The 23597-nt window shown below is 40.8% G+C and carries 22 protein-coding genes and 1 pseudogene; 7 read left to right on the forward strand and 16 right to left on the reverse strand.

Translation table 11 applies throughout. The annotated features are described in order from the left end of the window. Nucleotides 1-115: 115 nt before the first annotated feature. Nucleotides 116-283, forward strand: a pseudogene (locus tag AC1DVB_RS07805) (transposase); the annotation flags it as partial. A gap of 150 nt (nucleotides 284-433) precedes the next feature. On the opposite strand, the gene AC1DVB_RS07810 reads toward AC1DVB_RS07805, so the two are convergent. Then, nucleotides 434-2008: a peptide chain release factor 3 gene (locus AC1DVB_RS07810; RefSeq protein WP_034314233.1), complete on the reverse strand. Its 1575-nt coding sequence runs from the start codon at nucleotides 2006-2008 to the stop codon at nucleotides 434-436. An 894-nt stretch (nucleotides 2009-2902) separates the two neighbouring features. On the opposite strand from AC1DVB_RS07810, the gene cspD reads away from it, so the two are divergent. Further along, nucleotides 2903-3106 (forward strand): cold-shock protein CspD, encoded by a 204-nt coding sequence (gene cspD, locus AC1DVB_RS07815; protein ID WP_034314240.1) that lies wholly within the window; start codon nucleotides 2903-2905, stop codon nucleotides 3104-3106. 92 nt (nucleotides 3107-3198) lie between these two features. On the opposite strand, the gene AC1DVB_RS07820 is transcribed toward cspD, so the two are convergent. From AC1DVB_RS07820 to AC1DVB_RS07830, 3 genes are read right to left on the reverse strand one after another with little or no spacing between them, the layout of a single operon-like run. Further along, nucleotides 3199-5166 carry a DUF6449 domain-containing protein gene (locus tag AC1DVB_RS07820; protein WP_477588865.1) on the reverse strand — a complete coding sequence of 656 codons (1968 nt, stop codon included), beginning with the start codon at nucleotides 5164-5166 and terminating at the stop codon, nucleotides 3199-3201. Continuing rightward, a complete protein-coding gene (locus AC1DVB_RS07825; RefSeq protein WP_477588867.1) occupies nucleotides 5141-6040 on the reverse strand; it encodes an ABC transporter ATP-binding protein in 900 nt (299 codons plus the stop codon). Before AC1DVB_RS07825 ends, AC1DVB_RS07820 begins: the two co-directional genes overlap by 26 nt. Then, nucleotides 6037-6420, reverse strand: a complete 384-nt coding sequence (locus AC1DVB_RS07830; RefSeq protein WP_048687253.1) for a GntR family transcriptional regulator — start codon at nucleotides 6418-6420, stop codon at nucleotides 6037-6039. The genes AC1DVB_RS07825 and AC1DVB_RS07830 overlap by 4 nt, the downstream gene beginning before the upstream one ends. Nucleotides 6421-6599: 179 nt before the next feature. Here AC1DVB_RS07830 and AC1DVB_RS07835 point away from each other — a divergent pair, with 179 nt between their 5' ends. Then, nucleotides 6600-7016, forward strand: a complete 417-nt coding sequence (locus tag AC1DVB_RS07835; RefSeq protein ID WP_306804760.1) for an organic hydroperoxide resistance protein — start codon at nucleotides 6600-6602, stop codon at nucleotides 7014-7016. Between the two features lie 53 nt (nucleotides 7017-7069). Here the strand turns inward: AC1DVB_RS07835 and AC1DVB_RS07840 are convergent, their stop codons facing one another. Further along, nucleotides 7070-8386, reverse strand: coding sequence for an MFS transporter (locus AC1DVB_RS07840; protein WP_096338352.1), 1317 nt, complete (start codon nucleotides 8384-8386; stop codon nucleotides 7070-7072). 177 nt (nucleotides 8387-8563) lie between these two features. Here AC1DVB_RS07840 and AC1DVB_RS07845 point away from each other — a divergent pair, with 177 nt between their 5' ends. Continuing rightward, a complete protein-coding gene (locus AC1DVB_RS07845; protein WP_268590534.1) occupies nucleotides 8564-9385 on the forward strand; it encodes a glycerophosphodiester phosphodiesterase in 822 nt (273 codons plus the stop codon). Between the two features lie 350 nt (nucleotides 9386-9735). Here the strand turns inward: AC1DVB_RS07845 and AC1DVB_RS07850 are convergent, their stop codons facing one another. Beyond that, nucleotides 9736-10194 carry a hypothetical protein gene (locus tag AC1DVB_RS07850; protein WP_239860602.1) on the reverse strand — a complete coding sequence of 153 codons (459 nt, stop codon included), beginning with the start codon at nucleotides 10192-10194 and terminating at the stop codon, nucleotides 9736-9738. A 293-nt stretch (nucleotides 10195-10487) separates the two neighbouring features. Between AC1DVB_RS07850 and AC1DVB_RS07855 the strand changes: the two genes are divergently transcribed. Together AC1DVB_RS07855 and yidC are read left to right on the forward strand one after the other, a co-directional pair. After that, entirely contained in the window at nucleotides 10488-10775 is a 288-nt protein-coding gene (locus AC1DVB_RS07855; RefSeq protein WP_034314256.1) for a hypothetical protein, read from the forward strand. Nucleotides 10776-10803: 28 nt separating this feature from the next. Next, nucleotides 10804-11589, forward strand: a complete 786-nt coding sequence (gene yidC, locus AC1DVB_RS07860; protein WP_477588872.1) for a membrane protein insertase YidC — start codon at nucleotides 10804-10806, stop codon at nucleotides 11587-11589. An 84-nt stretch (nucleotides 11590-11673) separates the two neighbouring features. Here yidC and cphA read toward each other — a convergent pair whose 3' ends face one another. After that, complete coding sequence (cphA, locus tag AC1DVB_RS07865; protein ID WP_454862134.1) at nucleotides 11674-14295, reverse strand: cyanophycin synthetase; 2622 nt, start codon at nucleotides 14293-14295, stop codon at nucleotides 11674-11676. Next, the gene (locus AC1DVB_RS07870) at nucleotides 14292-15104 is read right to left on the reverse strand and encodes a cyanophycinase (RefSeq protein WP_454862133.1); all 813 of its coding nucleotides are present in this window, start codon (nucleotides 15102-15104) and stop codon (nucleotides 14292-14294) included. The genes cphA and AC1DVB_RS07870 overlap by 4 nt, the downstream gene beginning before the upstream one ends. Before the next feature lie 183 nt (nucleotides 15105-15287). Here AC1DVB_RS07870 and AC1DVB_RS07875 point away from each other — a divergent pair, with 183 nt between their 5' ends. After that, nucleotides 15288-15710 carry a pyridoxamine 5'-phosphate oxidase family protein gene (locus AC1DVB_RS07875; protein ID WP_057278966.1) on the forward strand — a complete coding sequence of 141 codons (423 nt, stop codon included), beginning with the start codon at nucleotides 15288-15290 and terminating at the stop codon, nucleotides 15708-15710. A gap of 212 nt (nucleotides 15711-15922) precedes the next feature. On the opposite strand, the gene AC1DVB_RS07880 is transcribed toward AC1DVB_RS07875, so the two are convergent. The 8 genes from AC1DVB_RS07880 to AC1DVB_RS07915 all read right to left on the reverse strand — a co-directional run bounded on the left by AC1DVB_RS07880 (nucleotide 15923) and on the right by AC1DVB_RS07915 (nucleotide 23140). After that, a complete protein-coding gene (locus tag AC1DVB_RS07880) occupies nucleotides 15923-16969 on the reverse strand; it encodes a M42 family metallopeptidase (protein ID WP_454862132.1) in 1047 nt (348 codons plus the stop codon). A gap of 92 nt (nucleotides 16970-17061) precedes the next feature. After that, complete coding sequence (locus AC1DVB_RS07885) at nucleotides 17062-17199, reverse strand: hypothetical protein (RefSeq protein ID WP_477588876.1); 138 nt, start codon at nucleotides 17197-17199, stop codon at nucleotides 17062-17064. A 31-nt stretch (nucleotides 17200-17230) separates the two neighbouring features. Beyond that, entirely contained in the window at nucleotides 17231-17419 is a 189-nt protein-coding gene (locus tag AC1DVB_RS07890) for a hypothetical protein (RefSeq protein ID WP_034314269.1), read from the reverse strand. 105 nt (nucleotides 17420-17524) lie between these two features. Next, on the reverse strand, nucleotides 17525-19288 hold the full coding sequence (gene opp4A, locus AC1DVB_RS07895) for an oligopeptide ABC transporter substrate-binding protein (RefSeq protein ID WP_057278963.1): 1764 nt from the start codon (nucleotides 19286-19288) through the stop codon (nucleotides 17525-17527). A gap of 19 nt (nucleotides 19289-19307) precedes the next feature. After that, nucleotides 19308-20207, reverse strand: coding sequence for an ABC transporter permease (locus AC1DVB_RS07900; protein ID WP_057279040.1), 900 nt, complete (start codon nucleotides 20205-20207; stop codon nucleotides 19308-19310). Nucleotides 20208-20229: 22 nt separating this feature from the next. Next, complete coding sequence (opp4B, locus tag AC1DVB_RS07905; RefSeq protein WP_095679419.1) at nucleotides 20230-21195, reverse strand: oligopeptide ABC transporter permease; 966 nt, start codon at nucleotides 21193-21195, stop codon at nucleotides 20230-20232. Nucleotides 21196-21210: 15 nt separating this feature from the next. Then, nucleotides 21211-22137 carry an ABC transporter ATP-binding protein gene (locus AC1DVB_RS07910; RefSeq protein WP_053534228.1) on the reverse strand — a complete coding sequence of 309 codons (927 nt, stop codon included), beginning with the start codon at nucleotides 22135-22137 and terminating at the stop codon, nucleotides 21211-21213. Continuing rightward, nucleotides 22115-23140 (reverse strand): ABC transporter ATP-binding protein, encoded by a 1026-nt coding sequence (locus tag AC1DVB_RS07915; protein WP_477588879.1) that lies wholly within the window; start codon nucleotides 23138-23140, stop codon nucleotides 22115-22117. Before AC1DVB_RS07915 ends, AC1DVB_RS07910 begins: the two co-directional genes overlap by 23 nt. Nucleotides 23141-23597: the final 457 nt, after the last annotated feature.

Raw genomic sequence — 23597 nt, forward strand, 5'->3', positions numbered from 1 at the left:
CCCCTAGACGCGCTTTTCCCGCAGGAGTCTCGTACCTTCCGTTCCAATCAACTTTGTCTTACCTTTTAGATAGAACACTTTTGCCTAGAGTCATTTTTGTCTTAAAATAGAAGTATCAAAACGTAAAGAAACGATTGAGCGTGTATTCGCAGATGCAAAAGAAAAGCATGGTATGCGTTGGACTACTTTAAGGGGACATAAAAAATTGTCAATGCAGGCGATGCTTACTTTCGCTGCCATTAATTTAAAGAAGATGGCCAATTGGACATGGCGAGGTCCGTAAATGGCCTAACATGTGAGCTCGTWGAGCCGCAATCYCTTAACTTTAGGCGAAAATTCAAAGGGAATTTCAAAAGGGGTTCAGAATTTTTTAATTCCGAACCCCTTTTGTCTATAAACTGAAAGCCCGTGTATAAAACACGGGCTTTTTTCTTTATTTCAAATCCATTGGATTATATAATTCCACGTCAGGATTTTTATCTTGGAACCAACGAAGTGCAAACTCATTTTCAAATAAGAATGCATATTTATCAAACCGGTCTTTAACAAGGATGCTTCTTGAGCTATGAAGGTTTTCATCAAGCTTTTCATCTTCAGCCCAGCGTGTAATCTTGCTGCCCATGCGCTCCATCACGACTTCAACATTGTACTCGTTCCTCATTCGATGCTCGAATACTTCAAATTGAAGCTGCCCAACCGCACCAAGCAGATATTCTTCCATCCTAACCGTTTTGAAGAGCTGAATTGCCCCTTCTTGTACAAGTTGGTTAATACCTTTATGGAAATGTTTCTGTTTCATGACGTTTTTAGCTGTTACCCTCATGAATAGTTCCGGCGTAAACTGAGGCAGCCTTTCAAACTGAAACATGTCTTTGCTTGTGGTAATCGTATCGCCAATTTGGTAATTACCAGTATCATATAAACCGATGATATCTCCGCTTACCGCTTCATTTACAGTGTTTCGATCATCAGCCATGAATTGGGTAGAGGAAGAAAGGTTGATCGGTTTCCCTGTCCTGCTCAAGTTGACGCTCATTCCACGCTCGAATTTACCGGAGCAAATGCGAAGGAAGGCGATTCGGTCACGGTGTTTTGGGTTCATGTTCGCCTGGATCTTGAAAATGAAACCGGAAAAGTCATTGCTGACAGGATCCATTTCACCTGACGTTGTCATTCGTGCTTGTGGAGCTGGTGCAAACTTCAGGTAAGCATCCAAAAACGTCTGAACACCGAATGTCGTTAAAGCACTTCCGAAAAATACAGGACTAAGTTTTCCATTCGCAATGTTTTCTTCAGAGAATTGGTTACCCGCCTCCGTCAACAGCATGATTTCTTCCAAAGTTTGCTCATATAGCTGGGAATCCTTAAGTTTATGATCCACTTCGAGTTCACCATCTTCATTCAACGGAAGGAAACGCTCTTCCCCTTCAGTTTTGAACTGTTCAATCCGATTGTTGAACCTGTCGTAAATGCCCACGAAGTCTTTTCCCATCCCGATCGGCCAGTTCATTGGATATGTTTCTATTCCTAATACCTCTTCAAGTTCGGCAAGCAATTCTAGCGGCGTTTTACCTTGTCGGTCCATTTTATTGATAAAAGTGAAAATCGGTATACCCCTCATCCGGCATACTTTGAATAATTTAACCGTTTGATCCTCGATACCTTTTGCCGAGTCGATGATCATCACGGCGCTATCAACAGCCATCAGTGTACGATATGTGTCTTCACTGAAATCTTGGTGGCCCGGTGTATCGAGAATATTGACACGGAAGTCATCATAATCGAATTGCATGACTGATGATGTAACGGAAATTCCCCGTTGCTTTTCAATTTCCATCCAGTCACTGGTTGCATACTTCCCTGTTTTTCTAGCTTTAACTGTTCCGGCATCGCGGATCGCGCCGCCAAACAGCAGTAATTTTTCTGTCAAAGTCGTTTTCCCGGCATCCGGGTGAGAGATGATTGCGAAGGTCCGTCGGGATTGAACCTCGTCTTTTAAATTAGTCATAATATGTTCCTTTCATTATTGGAGTCATCAATAAAAAATTTATAGGAGGTTTACTGTATTTTTTACATTGGAATGGCAACCTTTCTTTGTATGCAAAAATCCTGATCATACACAATATATGTAAGAAGAAATATATCATAAGGCTTAAGCATTGGCTACTCAGCATTCATTTCAATCAACCTTTCTATTTTAACACGATATGAAGGAAAGATGTAGAGGTGAATGAAACACCCAATAGGGGATTTATTAAGATGCAAAACAAAGGACGCTTCATCAGCGCCCCTTATCTTGATCCATATGATTACCGTTCATTTATTCATGGTTTATTTATTTACCTTGCAGTTTTTAACGATTTTTGATTCCGCTTGTTCTTCCAGCGTTTTTTTACTTCCTTGAATATGATTGGAGCAGCAAAAATGAGAGCTCTTTTTAATAATTTCTTCATTTTTTCATCAGTCCTTTCTTACTTATCCTATACCCGATTATTTTCGCAGAAAACTTTAATGCCAACTTGTTTTCCTGTTTTCACCATAAAGCCCTTTCATATTTGACATGGAATCCCAAGTCAAATTTCAATCAAGGAAAATCCCGTGCGACAATATCGTTATATTTCCCCATATAAAACCTGTCTAATATTATTTTCCCCAAATGGGAATGTATAAATTACTTCCATTTGTTTTATCCTTTATAAAGGTGGGTATATACTAAAAAACTGGAAATTTATCCAGAGGTTATTGTGGTAATTTTCCTTGTATACTTTCACATATTATCAAGCATCGTCGTATGATAATTTTAACTTGAATGAGGGTGCTGGATAATGTGTGAAATTGATTTTTCCCTCTAGGTAAAATCATCACCATTAATATTTTTTAACTTTTTAGGAGGATTCATCGAATGACAGTAACAGGTAAAGTGAAATGGTTCAATAGTGACAAAGGATTTGGTTTCATCGAAGTACCAAACGGAGATGATGTTTTCGTACATTTTTCCGCCATTCAAGGAGAAGGTTTCAAAAGCCTTGATGAAGGTCAAGAGGTTGAATTTGAGATCGAAGAAGGAAACCGCGGACCTCAAGCTAAAAACGTCGTAAAACTCTAAAGCATAGATACACAAACATAATTGATAGGCAATGCAAAAGGATGCCGCCCATATCGGGCGGCATCCTTTCTATGTAATGCGAAATATTCACGTTATTTTTCATTAAAATGATCCAAAATGAAATCGGGAACATGTTCGCCAGAAAAACTCTTGATGTCCACATCTCTGCTTTCTTTATAATAAAAGGCAGCTGAATACTCCCCGCTCCAATCAATTTGGGCATTATCAATCGCTGTCTCGATTTCAGAAGCGGTCTTAATTTTCAAGCGATTTGGCTGTTGTTCAATCTGCTGTGCAAGTTCACTTTCAGAATTCGTGTGATAAATTTTCGAATCGGACTTTGCAACCAGGATATAAGAAATATCATCAGCCATTAACCGCGCTTGTTCCGATTGTCCGGTACTTACCATCCATTCTGAAAACTGAGGATATGAAGAGTCCCAATTCATATAAATGGTTTTGTTATTATTCAAAAGAATCTCTATGGAGGCATAATCACCAAAAGAAGAAGTCATTTGTGCGAACGATTGATTATTCAGGTCCTCCGACAATGCCTTCACTGCAGCTTCCAGCTGTTGACGGTCCGTGATCGTTATGGATTTGTCCACTTGGCCGCTCGCCGTTATCTTGATTTTAGAAACGTCTTGAGCGGAAACATTCAATACCTGATTAACCATTTTTTTATATTCATTCGACTCATATATTTTCGCCAACAGTGGCATGTATGAATCGTAATTCTGCAAATGATACTCTCTTGCTAACCGTTTTCCATTCTTGAGTTCATACATCAGAAATACGGATTGACCATCATTCCATTCACCAATGGAAACCTTTTTACCCTTATCGATGATTTCCTGATGCAATAACCTGATCGCTTCAATATTTTCCTTCTCTTCAAGATAATTGGAAGCATTATTCGACGTGTCATCGCCTTCAAAAAATATAGGAGAATCACCAATATAAGTTTGGCTAATCATCTTTTCATCAGGAATCTTGGTCTTATACTGAAGGGGATCTATTTTTATAATGAGTGCCAGCACAATGACAGCCGCTATAAACGCTACATAACCTTTCAGGTTGACCCGTATTCGCCAAGTCTTTTGCAGGACGATTTCCCCTAAATAATATCCAAGCAAAGAACCGACGGCATATCCAAAAAAAATCCACCCAGGTTCGCCTGTCGTTTCGCTAAAATAAAGCCCTGCAAACAGCATCATGCATAATGTCAGGCCGAATTTAAACACTGGCTTAATCTTCGGGTAAACAAATGCCTGCGACACATGCTCCAGCTTTCTCCTCTCATAGAGAAAAAGAGAGCTGATCAGAAATAGAAAGGTTAATATACTATAAATTAATGTATTAATAGAGAAGAAAGTGATTTTTTCCATCTCCGTTGCTGCTAATAATGGGGAGATTCCATTCATATTGGCACTTAGATAATACTCTGCAGAAAATCCTGCTATCAAAAATTTCACATTAGCTGCAAACAAAACAAAAAGCCCCACCGGCAAAGTAAGAAAAATATAGGTCAGCACTCCTTGAAAGGCTGATAATCCCGTAACCATTCCAAGTAAAACGGCAACGGAAAAGATCAAAGCTTCCAAAATAAATGTTGCCCCCATCCAAGACCATATATCCGTCATGGTATATAGCCGTTCTATATCAATTGCCGAGTGAAATAATATCAATATTGAACCTGTAAGTAAAATCGGCAAAACCATGAAGCCAATTCCCGTTCCAATCATATGAGCGTAGATGCTGCGTCTCGTAATCGGTAAACTATGAATGAAGTCTGAGGCTTGTTTCATTTGTAAAAACCGAAAAAGGAAGATGGCAAGTAATACTGGAATAACGATGACCAAAACAAACTGTATCATCTGCTGACAGGAAAAAAGGTTTTCGAATTCCACATATTCATTGTTCCTATTCAAGATAATCGCTAACATTTCCAGAGGCAGCGCAAATATGAGGCCTACAAGATATAGAAAACCAATCCAGCCAGTGCTTCTGAAAATATAGATAATCAGTTCCCTATTAAACCAGGTTATTCTGGATGACATAACCGATATCCCCCATTTCATAAATGAATATCTCCTCTAGAGTAAGGGGGAGAATATCTAATATTTCTGGCTGAAACTGATTAAAATGCGATTTAATCATGGCTTCACTACCTTTAACGATACAAACGATCACGCTGCCGCGTCTTTCCTTGTTAAGGATTTGAATTCCGCGGTATAAACCATGGGGAATTTTGTGTTTAAAGGCAATTTGCACTTTATGTACATCAGCTTTCAAGTCATTCAAAACCTTTTGGATAACAAGCTCACCCTTATGCAAAATCCCTACATGATCGGCTAAATCTTCAATTTCCCGGAGATTATGGGACGATAGTAAAATCGTCATATTCCTTTCCGATACATCCTGAATCAACAACTGTCTCACATTTTTTCGCATGACCGGATCTAATCCATCAAACGGTTCATCCAATATTAGAACTTCCGGCATCGTCGAGAGTGCTAGCCAAAAAGCAACCTGTCTCTGCATTCCCTTCGATAGTTTATGTATTTTATTTTGGACGGGTATCGGGAATACTTCCTGTAATTGATAGAAACGTTCTTGATTCCACTCACTATAAATATGGCTATAAAAACCTGCCATTTGCGTGATCGTATAGTTAGCCAGGAAATAAGGCGTGTCAGGAAGGAAGAAACAACGATTTTTCACTTCACGGTTTTCAAACACATATGATCCATCAATAAGAACTTCACCTGCATCCTGTTTCAGGTTGCCTGAAAGCATTTTTAATAGAGTCGTTTTCCCCGCCCCATTTGAACCTAATAACCCGAATAAGGAGCCCTTTGGTATAACCAAGGTAACGTTTTTGATTGCTTCTTTTCCTTCATATAATTTACTCACCTGTTTTATTTCAATCATGAATCCCCCCCCTTTGCCAATGGACTGATTTCCTTTATTATTCTATAAATTTCATGTTTATCGATTCCGATATACAGAGCTTCAGCGAGTACCTTTGAAAGCTCGTTTCTGATCTCTTCTTCTTTCAATGAATTTTTGAAGGATTTAGGAGGTGCCACGAAATTCCCTTTGCCTGGTAAGGTATATATAAACCCGTCAGACTCAAGCTGCTTGTACGCTTTCTGGATCGTATTTGGATTGATGGTCAACTCCTGAGCCAATATTCGTATGGATGGGAGCTGATTATGTTCCTGTAAAACTTCATTGATCATTAGTTCCTTTAACTTATCCATCAATTGCTCATATACCGGCTTTCCACTTTGAACATCCAACTCAATCATCATAAACCCTCCTTGCAATGGGTGTATTACATCTCCTAATACAGTACATTATAAAACAATATCTTCCAATTTAAAACCAATTTAATACCATTTTCAAACAATACTCACTTTCATTTTGTTTAACAAGACTTACAGCAGGGAAGTAATGATAGTAAGAATGAATAAAGGAGTTGTTTTCATTGAAACCATTATATACAGCTACAGTTACCGTACACGGTGGTCGGGAAGGACATATTAAATCAGAGGATGGGATTCTGGATTTCGATGTGAGGTCACCGAAGGAATTAGGTGGTTCCGGTGAGCGCGCCACAAACCCTGAACAGTTATTCGCAGCCGGTTACGCGGCATGTTTTGACAGTGCCTTGAATCTTGTACTGCAAAAAGAAAAGAAAAAAGCCGATACGTCCGTGACGGCAAATGTAACGATCGGTAAAGATGAGGAAGACGGCGGTTTTAAATTGGCTGTAAGGTTGGATGTTTCGATTCCCGACCTAAGCAGGGAAGAAGCCGAAGACTTCGCCAAAAAAGCACACATGACCTGCCCCTATTCAAAAGCAACACGCGGGAACGTCGATGTCACCTTGATTTTGGTATAAATTTTTTGCAAGGGACTGGATACGGCATTAAGGCCGGCTCCAGTCCCTTTTTCTTATTTCACTTCTTCCAATCCCTTCAGTTTCAAAAGAAAGCCAAGACCTATTATCGCCATGATGATTAATGACCCTAGTGCCATCCTGCTCGCCAATGTACCGAGGTCGTGGAATATCAACGTTATCGTTCCATATAATAGCGGACCGATTATTGAAGAGACTTTTCCAGAGAATGCAAATAGTCCAAAAAATTGCCCCCTCTTCTCATCTGGAGTCAATTCAATGATATAGGTCCGTGATGTCACCCACATCGAACCTAGCGAAATTCCGAACATACTCCCTGCAACCCAGAACCAAAGGGCGGTTTGTGCGAAGACCGCTATAAATAAAGCGACCAAGAGCAGAACCCCCACATACGTCACAGCCAGCCGCGGTCCCTTCGACTGCGTGATGTATCCAAACAGAAACGATCCGGCAATGCTCGATACTGTCGATACCAGGTATAGCAAAATGAATCCGCTGGAGGAAAATCCAACAACAGTCTTGGCATATACGGCCATCATGCCGATAGTGGTCGCAATTGCATCATTTAAAAAGAAATAAGCAATCATGAATGTAAAAACCGATCGGTAGGAGCGCATCTCTTTAAATGTTGATTTAATTTCCTTATAACCTGATAAAAAAGGTTCTTTCGCTTTTTGCTGTTTTGGAGACTCTTTTAAAAAAAAGAATAAGGGAAGGGAAAAAACCAGAAATAAAATGGCCGTGGGTATGAAGGCTTCATGTGAACTCCCTTTACTTATGAATGGATAGATTGACAGTCCCACTAACGTTCCAAGGTAGCCTACCGCCACGCCAAATCCTGATATTAGCGGCAATTGCTGTTTCGTGCCTAAATCACTCATCATCGTATCATAGAAAACCAGACTCGAATGATAGAAAAACTTTGCTATCACAAATAAAAGAATGACGATCGCCAAGGAAACGGGAATGCCCAGAATCTTTCCATCCAACGGCGTCCCCCCGAATACCCCCATTAAAAATGTACATACAACGGAAATGAGGGTGAAAATCATAATGTATTTTTTCATTTTTCCCGTTCGATCGATCATGACACCGAACAGCGGGGAAAACAAAACGAGAAACAAACTGGCAATCGCATTAGCGTAGGAGATGAAGGTACTCGCAATCTGATCAAGAACGGCATTTTCCCCAATCTGTTCCTGGAGGAAGAATGGAAAGAAAATCGTATTGATATTAGAAGAAAAAATCGTATTGGCAAAATCGTAAAACGCCCAAGAGAGAATGGGAAGGGAAAAATATAAACCAAAATTCCCCTTCCATTTTTTAGACTTCGGTTTCACCTGCAATTCCATCTGCTTTCCCTCCTTATTGATACTTAAATTATATGTATTCCATACCTTTCCAATAAATCCTTTAAGTCGGATTATAACATTGTGTAAAACATGATTTTTTCCTGCCTAACATGTAATATTATGAAATGAGACTGTCCTGCAAATTTTTAATCATTGTGCCTGATAGGAGTGTGAAAGATGACCGCATTTTTTCTTATTATCGTGATAACCATGCTTGTCCTGTTCGCTCTCTACGCTAAAGGATCAAAAAGTGATTTCCCTGAAAGCTTAATAAAGCAGCATTCCCCCATTAAAATTGGACATCGAGGTGCATCTGGATATTGCCCCGAGAATACAATGGCATCTTATAAAAAAGCCATTGAATTGGGTGCTGATTTCCTGGAAGTGGATATCCACCTCAGTAAAGATGATGTCCTTGTGGTTCATCATGATCCCACCTTGGATCGAACCACAAACGGAAAAGGGAACCTCCGTGATTACACGGCAGCCGAATTAAAGGAACTGGATGCAGGAAGCTGGTATCATTCTCGCTATAAAAACGAAAGGATACCTTTACTAAGTGAGGTATTGGAGAATTTCGGGTCTGAGGTCGGAATTTTAGTCGAATTGAAACATCCCTCTGCTTATCCCGGCATAGAAGAGAAACTTGCCGAAGAATTAGGTAAATTCCAAGAATGTTCAACAAGTAAAAATAAGATAATGGTTCATTCGTTCGATATGGAATCCATGAAAAGGTTTCATCAATTAATGCCGGACATACAAGTGGGCGTTTTGATAAAACGGCGAATCAATGACCAAAAAATAAAAGAGATTGCCGAGTTCGCATCATTTTTGAATCCAAAACAAACGATTTTGAGTACGAAGCTGCAAAAGCGAATCCAAAAGCACGGGATGAAAGTATTTACATGGACCGTCAACAATAAAAAACAAATACACATGTTCAAAATGATGCAGGTAGATGGGATCATTTCCGATTTTCCAGATTATTTTTTGGATTGAAACTTTGAATGATAAGTGATAACTAGTTCTTTACACGGTTCAGGGTGAGACCCACTCCGAATCCCTTTTAAAATTCCCTTTGAAATTTTGATTAAAGGTTAGGAACAAAGACTGTAGGCTAAAACATAGTTGATTGGAGCGGGTGTGCGAGACTCCTGCGGGAATAGCGAGTCCAAGGGAGACCCCACAGGCGCAAGTGCGCCGAGTCCGGACCGYCCGCGGAAAGCGAGTGCCCTACGTTCCAATCAACGTCCAAATTTGTACAAGCAAAAAAAATGTAGACAAACTCGATTTTCATCGAGTTTGTCTACATTCTGAACAATCCGCAAATGCGGATTGTTTTTTGTTTTTTAATAACAATGAAAGTATTGTATTTCATGCGCGTCCGTCCCATAATAGGCCCATCGCTGTTGACTTCGTCTCCAACGATAACCTGCCACTGAATTATATCCGACATATGTTGGGTAAAACCAAAATGAACGGCCATTCTTAAGCCAAATATACGTATGTTTGTATAAGCACCCTTTCATTGACCCAGTGTCCATTGCCTTATACATTCCTTCATGAAGTTGTGGAGTGAATAATGGCGGAGCTATATGAGGCGGTCCTCCTCCGTGCGGCGGCCGAGGCGGTGGCTGGCCCCCTCCGTAGGAAGGACCAGGCGGGCCAGGAGGAGTCCTTACATCCATCATCTGATTCTCTAATGGATATGCCCCTTCCATGAAATGATTGCCCATATTTCGGAGATGTGCATTTCGTTCATTACCGTTATGGTCGTTCTGTTGATTGAATGAATCGTATGGTTTCATACCTTTTCACCTTATAATTTGAACTTCCATTTATCCGTATGTAGACGAATGACCATTTGTGCAACCTTTGCTCTGAACGGTCTCGAATTTGATTTCCATTTGATCTATTTTTGAAATTGATGCATCAGAAAATATTCCCTGTTTATTTTTTGAAAAAACCCCTATATTTTTTAGCTTTCTTGCCCTAGAATTGATATAGTGTTGGTAATGATTTAAATGTGGTCAAAAGTCATATCAGGCCCTAAATCATTTTTGGACAAATTTTCTTATCTTAGAAAAAACGAGGGATTCCTATGTGGGAATTATTATTAGAATTCGATTATCAAACCGTTCGCCATGCGGTATGGGCAGGTTACTTATTTACCTTTGTCTTTCCACTGGCCGCGTTTTACTTCTTAAATAAAAAGCAATCGCTCTTGAATGACAAATATCAAGCTTCCGTTCATACAGATAAAAGTAAATCCCCTGTTCATACAGGCAGCACCTTTGATTGGCGCGGTGCACAGCGCTTTTTCACCTTTATCCGGCAAAAAGATTCACCAGATGATTCCGATGAGCCAAGCCTCCTTCTAGTTGTTTAAACATTAACAATTCGAGGAGGAAATTATATTGAAGAAGAAAAACATGTTTTTAATTGCCGTCCTATTTTTGGCAACGACCCTTTTGACTGGTTGCTCAGCAGCAACGAGCGGACCATTTCATACTGCATTGGTTAACCCCATGACAAAAATGCTGGAATTCAATGCTGGTTTATTTAATGGCAACTATGGTTTAAGCATCATCATGATGACATTTTTGATTCGCCTTGTTWTGCTACCTCTGACTGCCAAACAATACAAAACACAGCTTAGCATGAAGACGAAGATGAATGGCCTGAAACCGGAAATGACAGCAATCCAGCAGAAAATCAAAGATACGAAAGATCCTGCTAAACAAAAGGCCCTTCAGCAGGAAATGATGCAGCTTTACCAAAAACATGGAGTCAACCCTTTAAACATGGGCTGTCTGCCGCTCTTAATTCAAATGCCGATCCTAATGGGCTTTTATTATGCGATTCAAGGTTCCCATGAAATTGCGACCCATAGTTTCCTTTGGTACAGCCTAGGTCAGCCGAATATTGCCATGGCGATAATCGCTGGTGTCATTTATTACTTCCAATCGGTCATTTCCGTGAGACAAATGCCGGAAGAACAGCAGAAACAAATGAAGATGATGAGCTTGCTCTCACCAGCAATGATTTTATTCATTTCTTTCTCTGCTCCTGCTGCATTGCCACTATATTGGTCTATCGGAGGTATATTCATGATTGTTCAGTCAATCGTGCTTAAGCGGATATATAAAAAAGACCATGCCGCTGTCCCGGCTGCAAATGAAACGGTCATGAAAAAAAGCTAATCCATTTGGATTAGCTTTTTTCTTACATTCATTTTCCACTTACGCTGGAAAGTGAAGCGATTTCCTGGGTGAGATCACTTTGTTTTATTTCTTCGGCAACGGATTTGTAGAAACCTTTTCGAAAAATCTCTCTACATATTCGAAATCCGTGTAAAAGAACAATAATAGGTCACCCGGTTGTGATTTCTCCCAGGCTTTTATGAATGCGTCCAATTCATTAGGTTCGATGAATGTCCGATCTTTTTGTAACCCAGCTTCTACCGCAGCATCCTGAAGCAGCCCGGCTACTTCTAACGGCTCCCTTCCCCGCAAATCATCGTCTTCTTTAATGATGAACAGATCGGAATTAATGGCCGCTACCTTGGAGAGCCTGATAAGTTCTTCATCAATACGGTCCCCCGGCCCTGCCAAAACAGTGATAAGATGATTTTTGTTATAGGCACTGACCGTTTCGAATATGGCCTTCAATCCTGCTTCATTATGAGCATAGTCGATGATGATCGTGCGCTCTTTCAACTTTTTCAAATTGAACCGTCCTTTGGACAAATTCGTATCAGGCATAAATGTGGCAGCCTTCCTTCTTAGTTCTTCCATGGAAATGCCTTGTGTTTCGGCTGCGGCTAACGCCTGAAGTAAATTGGCGATATTATGACGTGCCATGCCGGAGATCGTAATTGGAACCATGGTGCAATCCATAAATGGATGGATGACTCCATCAGCTGAATGACAAATGACTCCTTTTTCATTGACGTACCAAACTTTACATCCCTTATCTATCGCAGCTTTCACGTGAGGCTGGGTGGCATCTGTAGAGGTGTAAATGACCTCCCCATCTGTATAAGCGTTCATGGCAGCTACATTCGGATCATCTGCATTCAGTACACAATAGCCTGTTTTCATTACGACTTCAGCTACCAGCCTCTTTAATTTAATGAGATCATCCAATGTATCGATTCCATCACGGCCGAGGTGATCCTCACTTACATTGGTGATGATCCCCACATCACATTTACGAAAAGCAAGACCTTCACGCAGAATCCCGCCCCGGGCCGTTTCCAAAACGGCAATATCGACGTCAGGATGGGCCAATACCATTCTTGCACTGACAGGGCCACTGCAGTCACCGTGATCCAATACCTCATCGCCGATATATACTCCATCAGAATTTGTCATCCCAACTTTTGTTTTTTCATTAGTAAGAAAATAATGAATCAATCGGGTTGTTGTCGTCTTGCCATTTGTTCCGGTCACTGCAATGATCGGTATAGCCGCCTCTTCCCTGGTCGGAAATAAATAATCGACAATGGCTTTGCCTACATCCCTTTTTTTCCCTTCACTCGGATAATGATGCATTCGAATTCCCGGTGCAGCATTCACTTCAATAATTGCAGTCCTTGAATGTTCGATCGGGTTTGATATATCCTCACAAATAAAATCTATTCCGGCGATATCTAAACCGATCGCTTTCGCAGCTGCAACAGCCATATTCTTAATGGTCGGATGAACCTGGTCCGTTACATCGATTGCCTTTCCGCCAGTCGAAAGATTTGCATTGCCGACAACTTGAACCAATTCCCCTTGATTCGGAATCGTATCGAGCGTCCGATTCGATTTTTCCAAGTAACACGTCACGGTATGTGTAAGTGGGATTTTTGACATCGGCTTTTCATGACCTTCTCCCCGCAAATCATTACAATTTTCCTTTTCTATCAAACTGCGTATCGTTTCCTTGCCATTGCCAATAACATAGGGGGGAAGCCTCAAACTGGCGGCGATAAGTTCTCCATTAACTATCAGTAACCGATAATCATGCCCTTCAATATGCCGTTCGATAATATACTTCTCCACATGCAACTCCAAACAATTGATTACATTGAATAGCTCATCTTTATTTTTGATATGGGTGATGACACCCTGACCCTGTCTCCCATTATACGGTTTTATGACCAGTGGAAAACCCAGCCTGTCCGCCGAGGCAAAGATATTTTCAATGGAATGGGCAACTTCCCCTTCAGGTACAGGGAGGCCACATCCTCTTAAAATGGATTTGGTCAATGCTTTGTCACATGAATTCTCAACCGCAATATTCGAAGTCTGGCTAGAGATTGTCGCCTGGACATACTTCTGCCTTGCACCTGTTCCTAAACGCAGTAAGCTTTCATCACCCATTCGCTCGACAGGGATATCTTTTGCTTGCGCTGCCTTAAAAATGGCTTCGGTACTTGGCCCCAGTTTATTTTTATAATATAACTGCTCTATTTGTTTTACATAAGATTGTACATTTATAAGTTTTTCACCATTCAGGATGGCCTCCGCGATATCTTTTGCTGCTAAAAAAGCTTGAAGACCTGAGTGAGGCTCCTGATAGTCAAAGGTAACATAATAAAAACCCTTCTTTTCCATCATTATCGTTTTTCCCCGAATGGCTTCGATTCCGGCCAAGTTTTGAAGCTCAATCGTCATATGCTCCAATATATGTCCCATCCATGTTCCTTTTCTCAGCCTTTCGGCGAATCCGCCTCGATACCCTTTTGAACATGTATGGCTTCCCAAGTTCGGGAGCACCTTTAACAATTTTTCATTGAATCCAGGTATTGAATCAGATGGTTTCTGTTCCAGTTCCCCTATATCCAATTCAATGCAAATCGTAGGTGTATAAGCAAAATAATTAGGTCCTTTTAAATAACGGACTCGATTGATCTTCATTGTTGGATCCCCTTTTTCATCAACAATTTCCTTTTAAGCAGGTCAAAACGGTATCCCCTGGTTAGTGCATGAAGGTTAAATCCCGAAAGAGTCAACTCTTCACTGCCATTATCAGAAGATGTGATATTGATATAATCACTGGTGCTGCCATCAAGAACCAATACTTGATGTTGGCCGACTACTTCAAAATGACCGTCTTTAACTAAAATTGCTGTATTTTCATCAATGCCAATACCCATAATTTCCTTTTTCCCTGCTATTGCACTTAACAGACGATCAAAACGGCCACGCTGGGAAAAATGTTGATCGATTATCAGTCCGTCCAGGAAGCCGAAACCTACGCCAATTTCAACCTTTAACTTATTGTCATTCAGCATCGTGTCAGCAGCAACGATCATATACTTTCCTAAAATCGAAGCACCAGCACTTGTCCCTGCTATCACCATTCCTTCATGCCAGGCTTTAGAAAGGGCATCGTGGAACTTTGTTTTTCCAATCAGTTCAGACAATCGGCTTTGGTTTCCCCCTGAAATGAAGATGGCGGAAAAAGATGAAAGCTGTTCACAAATTGCCGGATCGTCTGCATCCTGCCTTGAATCCAGCTTGATCACTTCCACCCTGTCCACACCTAAATCCCTGAAAATCTTGATATACTCTGTACTCACTTCCTCAGGAATTTCACTCGCTGTAGGCAATATTCCTATTCCGCCTTCGCTATGGGTTGCAAGCTCGACAAATTTATTTAATACTTCACCTTCAAGGCACTTATCCTCTGCCCCGCCAATGATAAGTAATTCACCACAATTCATTCATCATACTCACCTTTACAAATGGATTCACATCATGAAATTGCTCTAAACAGAACACATAATGACTAGTATGGCAACTTCTTTCAGTATTCATTCATAAAAATGGCAAACTGCATAATTTTGTTTAACTTAATGAAAAAAGAGGAAAAGTAATAGAGTAAAAAATAAAAGGAGTGTATAAAAATGAGCCAAAACCAAATAAAAGAAAAAGTATTGAACATCATCCGTGATCATAAAATAGGAGTTTTATCTTCAGTTGAAAACAACAAACCACATTCACGCTATATGACATTTTTTAACGATGAATTAACTTTATACACACCAACGAGCGGAAAGACGGAAAAAATCGATGAAATTGCAAAGAACCCTAATGTTCATATCCTGATCGGCTATGATAATGAAGGATTGGGCGATTCTTACCTGGAAATCTCAGGTACCTCGAAAATAAACGAATCACAGGAACTGAAAGATAAATTATGGAATGAATCCTTTGAAAAGTGGTTCGAAGGTCCGAAAGATCCAAATTATTTAATTCTGCAAATTAAGCCGGAAAGCATACGGTTGATGAACAACAATGGTGAACCTCCACAAGAATTATCATTATAAATCTTTATTTTTTGTACTTACGCCAATTGATGAGCATTACGCTCAAACTCACGAGTAAATGACCAAAATTCACGAGTATTACTCCAAATCACAAGTAAATGACCAAAATTCACGTGATAAAACACCAAAACTCACGAATATAATGAAAATATCGCTAAAAAACAAAGTAAAAGCCCGCACTACTATGATAGGAGTGCGGGCTTTTCTCACGATTATACCAACTCTGATTGGATATAATGCAAAATCAGATTGGCTGTATGCTTTAATGAAGAGACATGTGTACGCTCGAAGGCATGTGATGCATCGATTCCCGGTCCGATCAGGCCATGGACGACATCATATCCTGCCCGGATGGCAGCGGAAGCGTCCGATCCGTAAAATGGATAAATATCGACGCGGTAGTCGACGGCATTTGCTTTGGCAAGTGAGACCAGATGCTGACGCAGTTTATAATGATAAGGACCCGAGGAGTCTTTTGCGCAAATGGATACGCTGAATTCATCCGTCGTTTGTCCATCACCGATCGCGCCCATATCAACAGCTAGATATTCGACTGTTTTCTCAGGGATATTGGAATTTCCTCCATAGCCGATTTCTTCATTGTTGGAAATCAGGAAATGGGTCGTATATGCCAATTTTATCTTTCCTGTGGAAATGAGGTCAATGATATGAAGGAGGATGCCCACGCTAGCTTTATCATCCAAATGCCTTGATTTCAAAAAGCCTGTATCCGTCACTTCCACTCTCGGTTCAAAGGAGACAAAATCTCCAACAGAAATGCCAATGGCCTCGGTTTCCGCTTTGGTTTTCACGACAGCATCTATCCGGACCTCTATTGTCTCATCATCACGCTTCGCATCGCCGGCATTTTTATATACGTGGACAGAGGTCTGATTGATTAAAATGGTCCCGGTGATAATGGCTCCGTCAGCTGTATGGATTTTACAATACTCCCCTTCCACTGAGTTCCAGCGGAAACCGCCGATCATCGTCAATTTAAGGCGGCCATTCGCCTTGATTTCCTTTACCATGGCCCCCAGAGTATCGACATGGGCAGTCAGCAAGCGTTGTTTGTTATCATCTTCGCCTTTTAATGTAGCAAGCAATGCCCCTTTATTCGTGATGTTATATGAAACCTTCCTCTGCTCCATGAAATCGGCCGCGTATTTAATGGCTTGCTCAGTATAGCCGGAGGGGCTGGGTATGGACACCAATTCTTTTATGTAAGATACGATTTCTTTTTCTTCGATCACGCTCATGCATATCTCTCCTTTCCTCTTTGTTCATTATATCTTTTCATGGCAACTTTTAACATATTAAAAGACCGCCAAAAGGCGGCCCTTTAATAGATTTACCTCATAAAAGCCATGACAGGCAAGATTGCCATAACTAATGTTGAAATTCCATATAACGCTAAATTCTCCATATTCACTCTTCTTTTCCACTTATCGCGCCATACCTTGTATCTGTCCATATCTTCGTTTCTCATAAAAAAACCTCCTTCATGATGAAAGTTCAACTTACTTCAATTGTCTTTGTTTGTTGGACATTTCCTTCATATATTCCAAGAAGGCAATTCTCTTTTCGTCTGGATAGGCTACAATGTCTGCAATGATTTCCTCTTCGAGAGGTTTCAGTAAACGGCCAACCGATTCAGTAAACAATATTTCTAACTCTCTCTTTGTTTCATTAGGATTTCTCACTTCCATCAATATCACCCTTCCAATTACTTACTATTATCTATATAACCTTTATCCACTCCATTGAAACGCAAAAAATCGACCGCCATAAAGGCAGCCGATAGTCAGCTTAAATTATTTCGTTACCCCAACATTATGCCATTGATATTGACGGCCTGCGAGATAATCGTAACCTGTAACGCGTTCATTCACTCCAGCCAATTGATAACGGAATAATGTCGGAATGACCGGAACCTCTTCATGAATCAATTCTTGCCACTCATTATACGTATCGATTCGATATTGATCATCGAAGGCTTCCTCTGAAATCCCTTTAGCAAGAAGCTCATCATTTTTTTCACTCACCCAGCGGGTATAGTTAAATTCTGCAGACCTGGACCATATTCCTGATGGATCCGGATCTGAAGCGACGCCCCATGCTGCTGAATAAACATCAACTTCGTCATTATCCTTTTTCAGCAGGTCGTAGAATGAATTGAACTCATGCAGCCTTCCATCCTGCAATTCGACGTCCAACCCTACTTGTTCCCATTGCTGGATATAATATCTTGCCAGTGGCTCAGAAACATCGGAACCGCTCATGGAAGCAAAGTTGATTTTGAACTCTTTTCCATCAGCATCTTCACGAATGCCATCATTATTCGTATCTACAAACCCTGCTTCATCCAAAAGTTCCTTAGCCTTTTCAGGATTATATTCATATGCTTTTAAATCTTTATTGTTATATTTAAAGTTCGGTGTAATGACAGAGTTGGCAGGGAAGCGAAGGCCCTTGTACATTTTTTCGCCCACTTCTTCATTATTGATGGCATATGCCATCGCCTGACGAAGGCGTTTGTCTCCGAATTTCGGATTCTCATCCATAATATTTTCTTCTTTTTCTTTATCATAGTAGCCGAAATTGAAACCAATATAGGAATAAGCCAATTCAACTTTCCCCAATAATTCGACATTATCCAATTCCTTGGCTTGCTCATATTGCTCCGCCAGGACCTCTGCTACATCGAGGTCACCATTTTCAAGTGACTTGACGACAACGGACGGATTCACGACTTTCAATGTGACACTGTCCAATTTAGGTTCACCGCGGTAATAATCTTTATTCGCTTCGAATTCGACCGCTTCCCCTTGAACGATTTTCTTCACTTTGAATGGTCCAAACCCAATCGGATTTTTACGGATTTTATCCGATGATTCCAAATCTGCAATCGGAACATCTTTTAAGTATTCTTTATGAAGCGGGTATGTCCATAATCCGGTCGTGACGGAAGGATTCGCCTTTTTGAATGTGAAAGTGATTTTCTTGCCATCGACTTTAATGCCTGAAATCTTATCCGCTTTCCCTTCATGATACTCTTCCATACCCTCGATCAAAGCCATTTGCTCGTCATAGCGGACACCTTTGTAATCTTTGCTTCCCATGACAAGATATGCATATTCCAAATCGGCACCTGTCACTGGCTTTCCATCATGCCAATTTACATTATCCTTAATCGTCAGCGTGACCGTTTTATGATCGTCCGATATCTCATAGGAAGCGGCACCTTCATTCGTGAAAACATAGTTTTCGTCTGTATCCAATAAATCCTCATCAAAGAATGTGATAACTTGATTATCGGGTTCACCTTGATAGAAAACTTTGTTTAATATCCCTTCAAACGGGGTATCTGATACCAAACCATATGTCAAATGGCCGCCTTTAATCGGCTCTCCTTGATTTGTCGTCTTTGTCGGGAATTTAGAGGTATCGACCTGTTCGACATCTTTCCCTTTTTTCTCTTTCGTTGACGATTTCTCCGTATCATTCGAACATGCAGCAAGCAGTAGAGACGAAATGGCCAATGCACTTAATACCTTACTGTAGCTTTTGATTTTCATATCATACACTCCCCTTTTATTATCCTCTTCTTTGTCTTGCATCGGCTGCGCGYTTTAACGCTTGACCAACGAAATTTATACTCAGCATCAACACTAAAATCATGAGTGATGCGGGTACCCATATCCACCACTTGTTTTCCAGAACATCTGGATTTCGAGCATAACTGATGAGCGTCCCTAAACTTGGGGTGCTCTCCGGAAGGCCGAACCCTAAGAAAGTCAAACTGGATTCTAAGCCAATATTGCCTGCAAGGTTCAAAATGAAGTTGACGATGATCAATGAACTGACATTGGGCAGAAGCTGAAACAGGATGATTTTCCAATGTGGCGTCCCGAGTGTCTGTGAGGCGTGGATATAATCCAGCTCACGCTCAGACAAAGCCTTTGAACGTATCAGCCGAGCCTTTCCTGTCCATAAAAACATCGTCATGATTAAAATGAAAACATATACATTGAAGATCGGCACAATCGTGACCACAACGATGATGAACATCAATTGCGGCAGGGCAATCACGAAATCGATGACACGCATGATCACATTATCGGTTGCCCCGCCGAAGTAGCCCGCCAGAAGCCCTAATGATAAACCGATGATAGCCGTGAATAATGTAATGAATAAACTGATCGTGAATGAATTTCTGGTACCGATTATCAGTTGGCCGAATACATCCCGGCCGCCATAATCGGTTCCAAGCCAATAGTCTGAGGATGGTTCCAAATAAATGGAGAGAAAATCGACCTTGGCTATTTCTTTGGCGTCCATGAAAAACGACGCACCGTAAACAAAAAGCAATATGGCTGCTAATATAATCAATGAGCCCATGGCAAGCTTGTCTTTCTTGATTTCCTGCCAGATGATCTTGATACCTGAAGGGCTCACATCATTAACTTGTATGTTCTTACCGGTTTCCACTTTCATTTCCATACGACTCACCCCGCTCCTATTCTATCCGTATGCGCGGATCGACCGCACTAAGTATGATGTCCGAAAGAAGGGTGCCAAGCAGAGTGGCAAATCCCGTCATCATGACGATGGCCGTGACAACACTGAAGTCCCGCAGACTGACTGAACTAAGGAAAAGCTGCCCAAGTCCCGGATAACTGAAAATGGTCTCGATTATGACCGCGCCGCCGACCAATCCAGTAATTTCATAACCTAAGAATGCTGCTATCGGTAAAAAGGAATTTCTCAGGATATGCCGTGAATACACTTTTGATTCGGGCACTCCCTTCGAACGCGCTGTCCTTACGAAATCCTTGATTTTATTATCGATGATTTCATTTCGCAAATATTGGATCGTACTTGTTGTTGCAATTAAAGCTGTACTTAAAGCTGGTAAAATCAAATGATTGATCTTGCTTACAACATAGGCGAATGTTCCTTCATCCACTTTTGAATCGACACTGCCTCCAGACGGGAACCAATCAAGGGCAAATCCGAAAACGAATAACATGATTAAAGCAAAAATGAAAATTGGCGTGCCAAACCCTAAATAGCTATAACCCGTAACGGTTTTATCCACCCAGGTATCGTTATACCTTCCGCTAAGTATGCCTAATGGTATCGCAAGCATATATGTAAAGATCAGCGTGACCAATGCCAGGAACACCGTGTTCCAAAGCCTGTCTTCGATCACATCCATAACGGGCGTCTTATGTGTATAGGAAACACCGAAATCCCCCTGTACTGCATTGGATGCCCACCTTAGATATTGTTGGTACCAAGGATCATTCAAACCCAGCTCTTCCCTGATCCTATCAAGCTCGGCTGGATTGGCCCTAGGGTTGATTTCCTGGCCGGACAGTGCATCTCCGGGCATTGCTTTTGCCATCATGAAAACGATGATGCTCAATAAAAAGAGCTGCGGGATCATTACTAATAATCGTCTTAGGATAAATTTCCACATATTCCTTCCACCTCCTTATTGTAATGCGACTCTATGCGTCGATGAGATTGGCTTCAAATCGTAAGCACGTCCATTCTCATCGAAATATTTTGAGTAGGTAGACTCATATTCCGAGGTGAGTTTTTTTCTAAGCTGCACTTTATCTTCGCGGACTTCCGGCTCTAAATCAGGAATGGCGGCAATCAGGCGCTTCGTGTATATATGTTGGGGATTTTCATAGATTTCCTCGCTTTTGCCTTCCTCTACCAATCTACCGCGATACATGACACCCATCCGGTCACACATATGCCGGATTACACCTAAATCATGCCCTACAAATAAATAAGTCAAATTGAACTCCTGTTGGAGATCTTGAAGAAAATTCAATACTTGTGCCTGAACGGAAACATCCAGGGCTGACACCGGTTCATCCGCAATGATCAGTTTAGGTTTCAATGTCAATGATCGGGCAATCCCAATTCGCTGGCGCTGCCCCCCAGAAAATTCATGAGGATACTTGTGAATCGATTCCGGACTCAGTCCGACTTTGTCCAAGAAGTCCTGTACGATTTTCTTTTCCTCTGAAGGGGATAACCGTTCGAAGTTCCTCAGCGGTTCGGCAATTATATCAAGTACCCTCTTCTTGGGATTCAATGATGAATATGGGTCTTGGAAAATCATTTGGATATCTTTTCTGAACGGTTTAATTTCTCTTCTACTTAAAGATGCTAAATCCCTGCCTTCAAACAGGATTTGTCCGGATGTCACCTCATTCAGTTTGACCACTGCCTTGCCTGTCGTGGACTTGCCGCTTCCGGATTCCCCGACCAAACCATATGTTTCCCCTTGCTGCAACTCAAAGGAAACACCGTCAACTGCCTTTACGTGATCGACCACCCTTCGAAAAAAACCGCCCCTTATTGGAAAATGCACTTTAAGATTATCTAACTTTAGTAATGTCATGAGCCGATGCATCTCCTTCAGCTTGAAAATAGAATGCTTTATAGCAGGTACAGCGGACAAAATGACCGTTGCCCACTTCGTGAAGCCGGGGTGTCTCTTCATGCGCATGTTTTGGTATCCATGGAATCCTATCTTGGAAGCGGCATCCGATCCGATCCATTTTGGCTATCGATGGAACGATTCCCTCGATAACATGCAAACGGTTTTTCTCGTTTGCGGCCGAAGGAATCGAATTCAATAATGACCTTGTATATGGATGCAGCGGATTGTTGAATATCTCTTTAACACTTCCCGTTTCCACTACCTGACCTGCATACATGACAACGATCCTGTCAGCGACCTCTGCTACGACGCTCAGATCATGTGTAATTAAGATGATCCCCATTTTTGTCCTGCTTTGGATATCCTTCAGCAGATCAAGTATTTGCGCTTGGATCGTAACATCCAATGCCGTCGTGGGTTCATCGGCGATGACCAGTGCAGGGTTGCAAGCAATGGCAATCGAGATCATTGCCCTTTGCCGCATTCCGCCCGAGAGCTCATGCGGATATTGCTTGTACGTCCGTTCAGGGTATGGAATTCCCACTTGTGTCAAAAGTTCGATCGTCCTGTTCTTTTTTTCAGCACTGGAGAGTTCAGTATGGTAATCAAGATTCTCCTCGATCTGTTTTCCGATGGTCATGAGCGGGTTCAAAGCCGTTAAGGGTTCCTGGAATATCATACCCAATTCCTTACCACGGACTTTATTCATTTGTACATCATTCAACTTAAGGAGATTTTGGCCATTATAATGGATGTTTCCTTCGGATTTCGTTCTTTGCTTATTATGTAATTGCATGATGKATAAGGCCAATGCACTCTTTCCACACCCTGATTCTCCAACAACTGCTACAATTTCATTTTCATTCACCGTAAACGAAACATCATCCACCGCTGCATGATATTTGTTACCGATTCGGAATGAGGTAGTTAGGTTTTCTATTTGTAAAATAGCTTTCTTCATCCTTGCTCCCCCTAAACTATTTTATCGGGAAAATAATTAATCTTCTGATAATTATTTAAAATTTTAATCATTTTTTTACAATTATACAATAGTTTTTATAGAAAATAATCACATTTTTTTCATATTTTATAACTTTAGGAATAATTTTCTGCAACATAAAAACGTTTCCTTTATAACTGTTATACAGTAAAGTTTTGAAGTCCGATTAAATATATAGAATCAATAATTTCGGATTTATTATTTCGAGATAGCTTTTTTTGAAGTTTATGTCTATTTATTGACCTTATCGTTTTACTTACCGCGGAATGGTTTCGTTTAAAGTATTTTAATATTTCAGAAAAATTAGTATACTTGTAAGAATATCATAGAAAAGGTAATTACTTCATATATATTTCAATACTTTTAAAAAAACACCAAATTTCATTGTATGCAATGAAACCTTTTTAAATCAGATTCG

This window comes from Peribacillus sp. P4_D6, assembly GCF_056401795.1.

Bases quoted from the DNA above. Each gene is read 5' to 3' on its own strand.
- AC1DVB_RS07870 (WP_454862133.1), bottom strand. From the start codon at position 15,104: ATGAATTGTGGTGAATTACTTATCATTGGCGGGGCAGAGGATAAGTGC.
- cspD (WP_034314240.1), top strand. From the start codon at position 2,903: ATGACAGTAACAGGTAAAGTGAAATGGTTCAATAGTGACAAAGGATTT.
- AC1DVB_RS07825 (WP_477588867.1), bottom strand. From the start codon at position 6,040: ATGATTGAAATAAAACAGGTGAGTAAATTATATGAAGGAAAAGAAGCA.
- cphA (WP_454862134.1), bottom strand. From the start codon at position 14,295: ATGAAGATCAATCGAGTCCGTTATTTAAAAGGACCTAATTATTTTGCT.
- opp4B (WP_095679419.1), bottom strand. From the start codon at position 21,195: ATGTGGAAATTTATCCTAAGACGATTATTAGTAATGATCCCGCAGCTC.
- AC1DVB_RS07910 (WP_053534228.1), bottom strand. From the start codon at position 22,137: ATGACATTACTAAAGTTAGATAATCTTAAAGTGCATTTTCCAATAAGG.
- AC1DVB_RS07880 (WP_454862132.1), bottom strand. From the start codon at position 16,969: ATGAGCGTGATCGAAGAAAAAGAAATCGTATCTTACATAAAAGAATTG.
- AC1DVB_RS07885 (WP_477588876.1), bottom strand. From the start codon at position 17,199: ATGAGAAACGAAGATATGGACAGATACAAGGTATGGCGCGATAAGTGG.
- AC1DVB_RS07810 (WP_034314233.1), bottom strand. From the start codon at position 2,008: ATGACTAATTTAAAAGACGAGGTTCAATCCCGACGGACCTTCGCAATC.
- opp4A (WP_057278963.1), bottom strand. From the start codon at position 19,288: ATGAAAATCAAAAGCTACAGTAAGGTATTAAGTGCATTGGCCATTTCG.
- AC1DVB_RS07850 (WP_239860602.1), bottom strand. From the start codon at position 10,194: ATGAAACCATACGATTCATTCAATCAACAGAACGACCATAACGGTAAT.
- AC1DVB_RS07875 (WP_057278966.1), top strand. From the start codon at position 15,288: ATGAGCCAAAACCAAATAAAAGAAAAAGTATTGAACATCATCCGTGAT.
- AC1DVB_RS07845 (WP_268590534.1), top strand. From the start codon at position 8,564: ATGACCGCATTTTTTCTTATTATCGTGATAACCATGCTTGTCCTGTTC.
- AC1DVB_RS07820 (WP_477588865.1), bottom strand. From the start codon at position 5,166: ATGTCATCCAGAATAACCTGGTTTAATAGGGAACTGATTATCTATATT.
- AC1DVB_RS07855 (WP_034314256.1), top strand. From the start codon at position 10,488: ATGTGGGAATTATTATTAGAATTCGATTATCAAACCGTTCGCCATGCG.
- AC1DVB_RS07840 (WP_096338352.1), bottom strand. From the start codon at position 8,386: ATGGAATTGCAGGTGAAACCGAAGTCTAAAAAATGGAAGGGGAATTTT.
- AC1DVB_RS07830 (WP_048687253.1), bottom strand. From the start codon at position 6,420: ATGATTGAGTTGGATGTTCAAAGTGGAAAGCCGGTATATGAGCAATTG.
- AC1DVB_RS07890 (WP_034314269.1), bottom strand. From the start codon at position 17,419: ATGGAAGTGAGAAATCCTAATGAAACAAAGAGAGAGTTAGAAATATTG.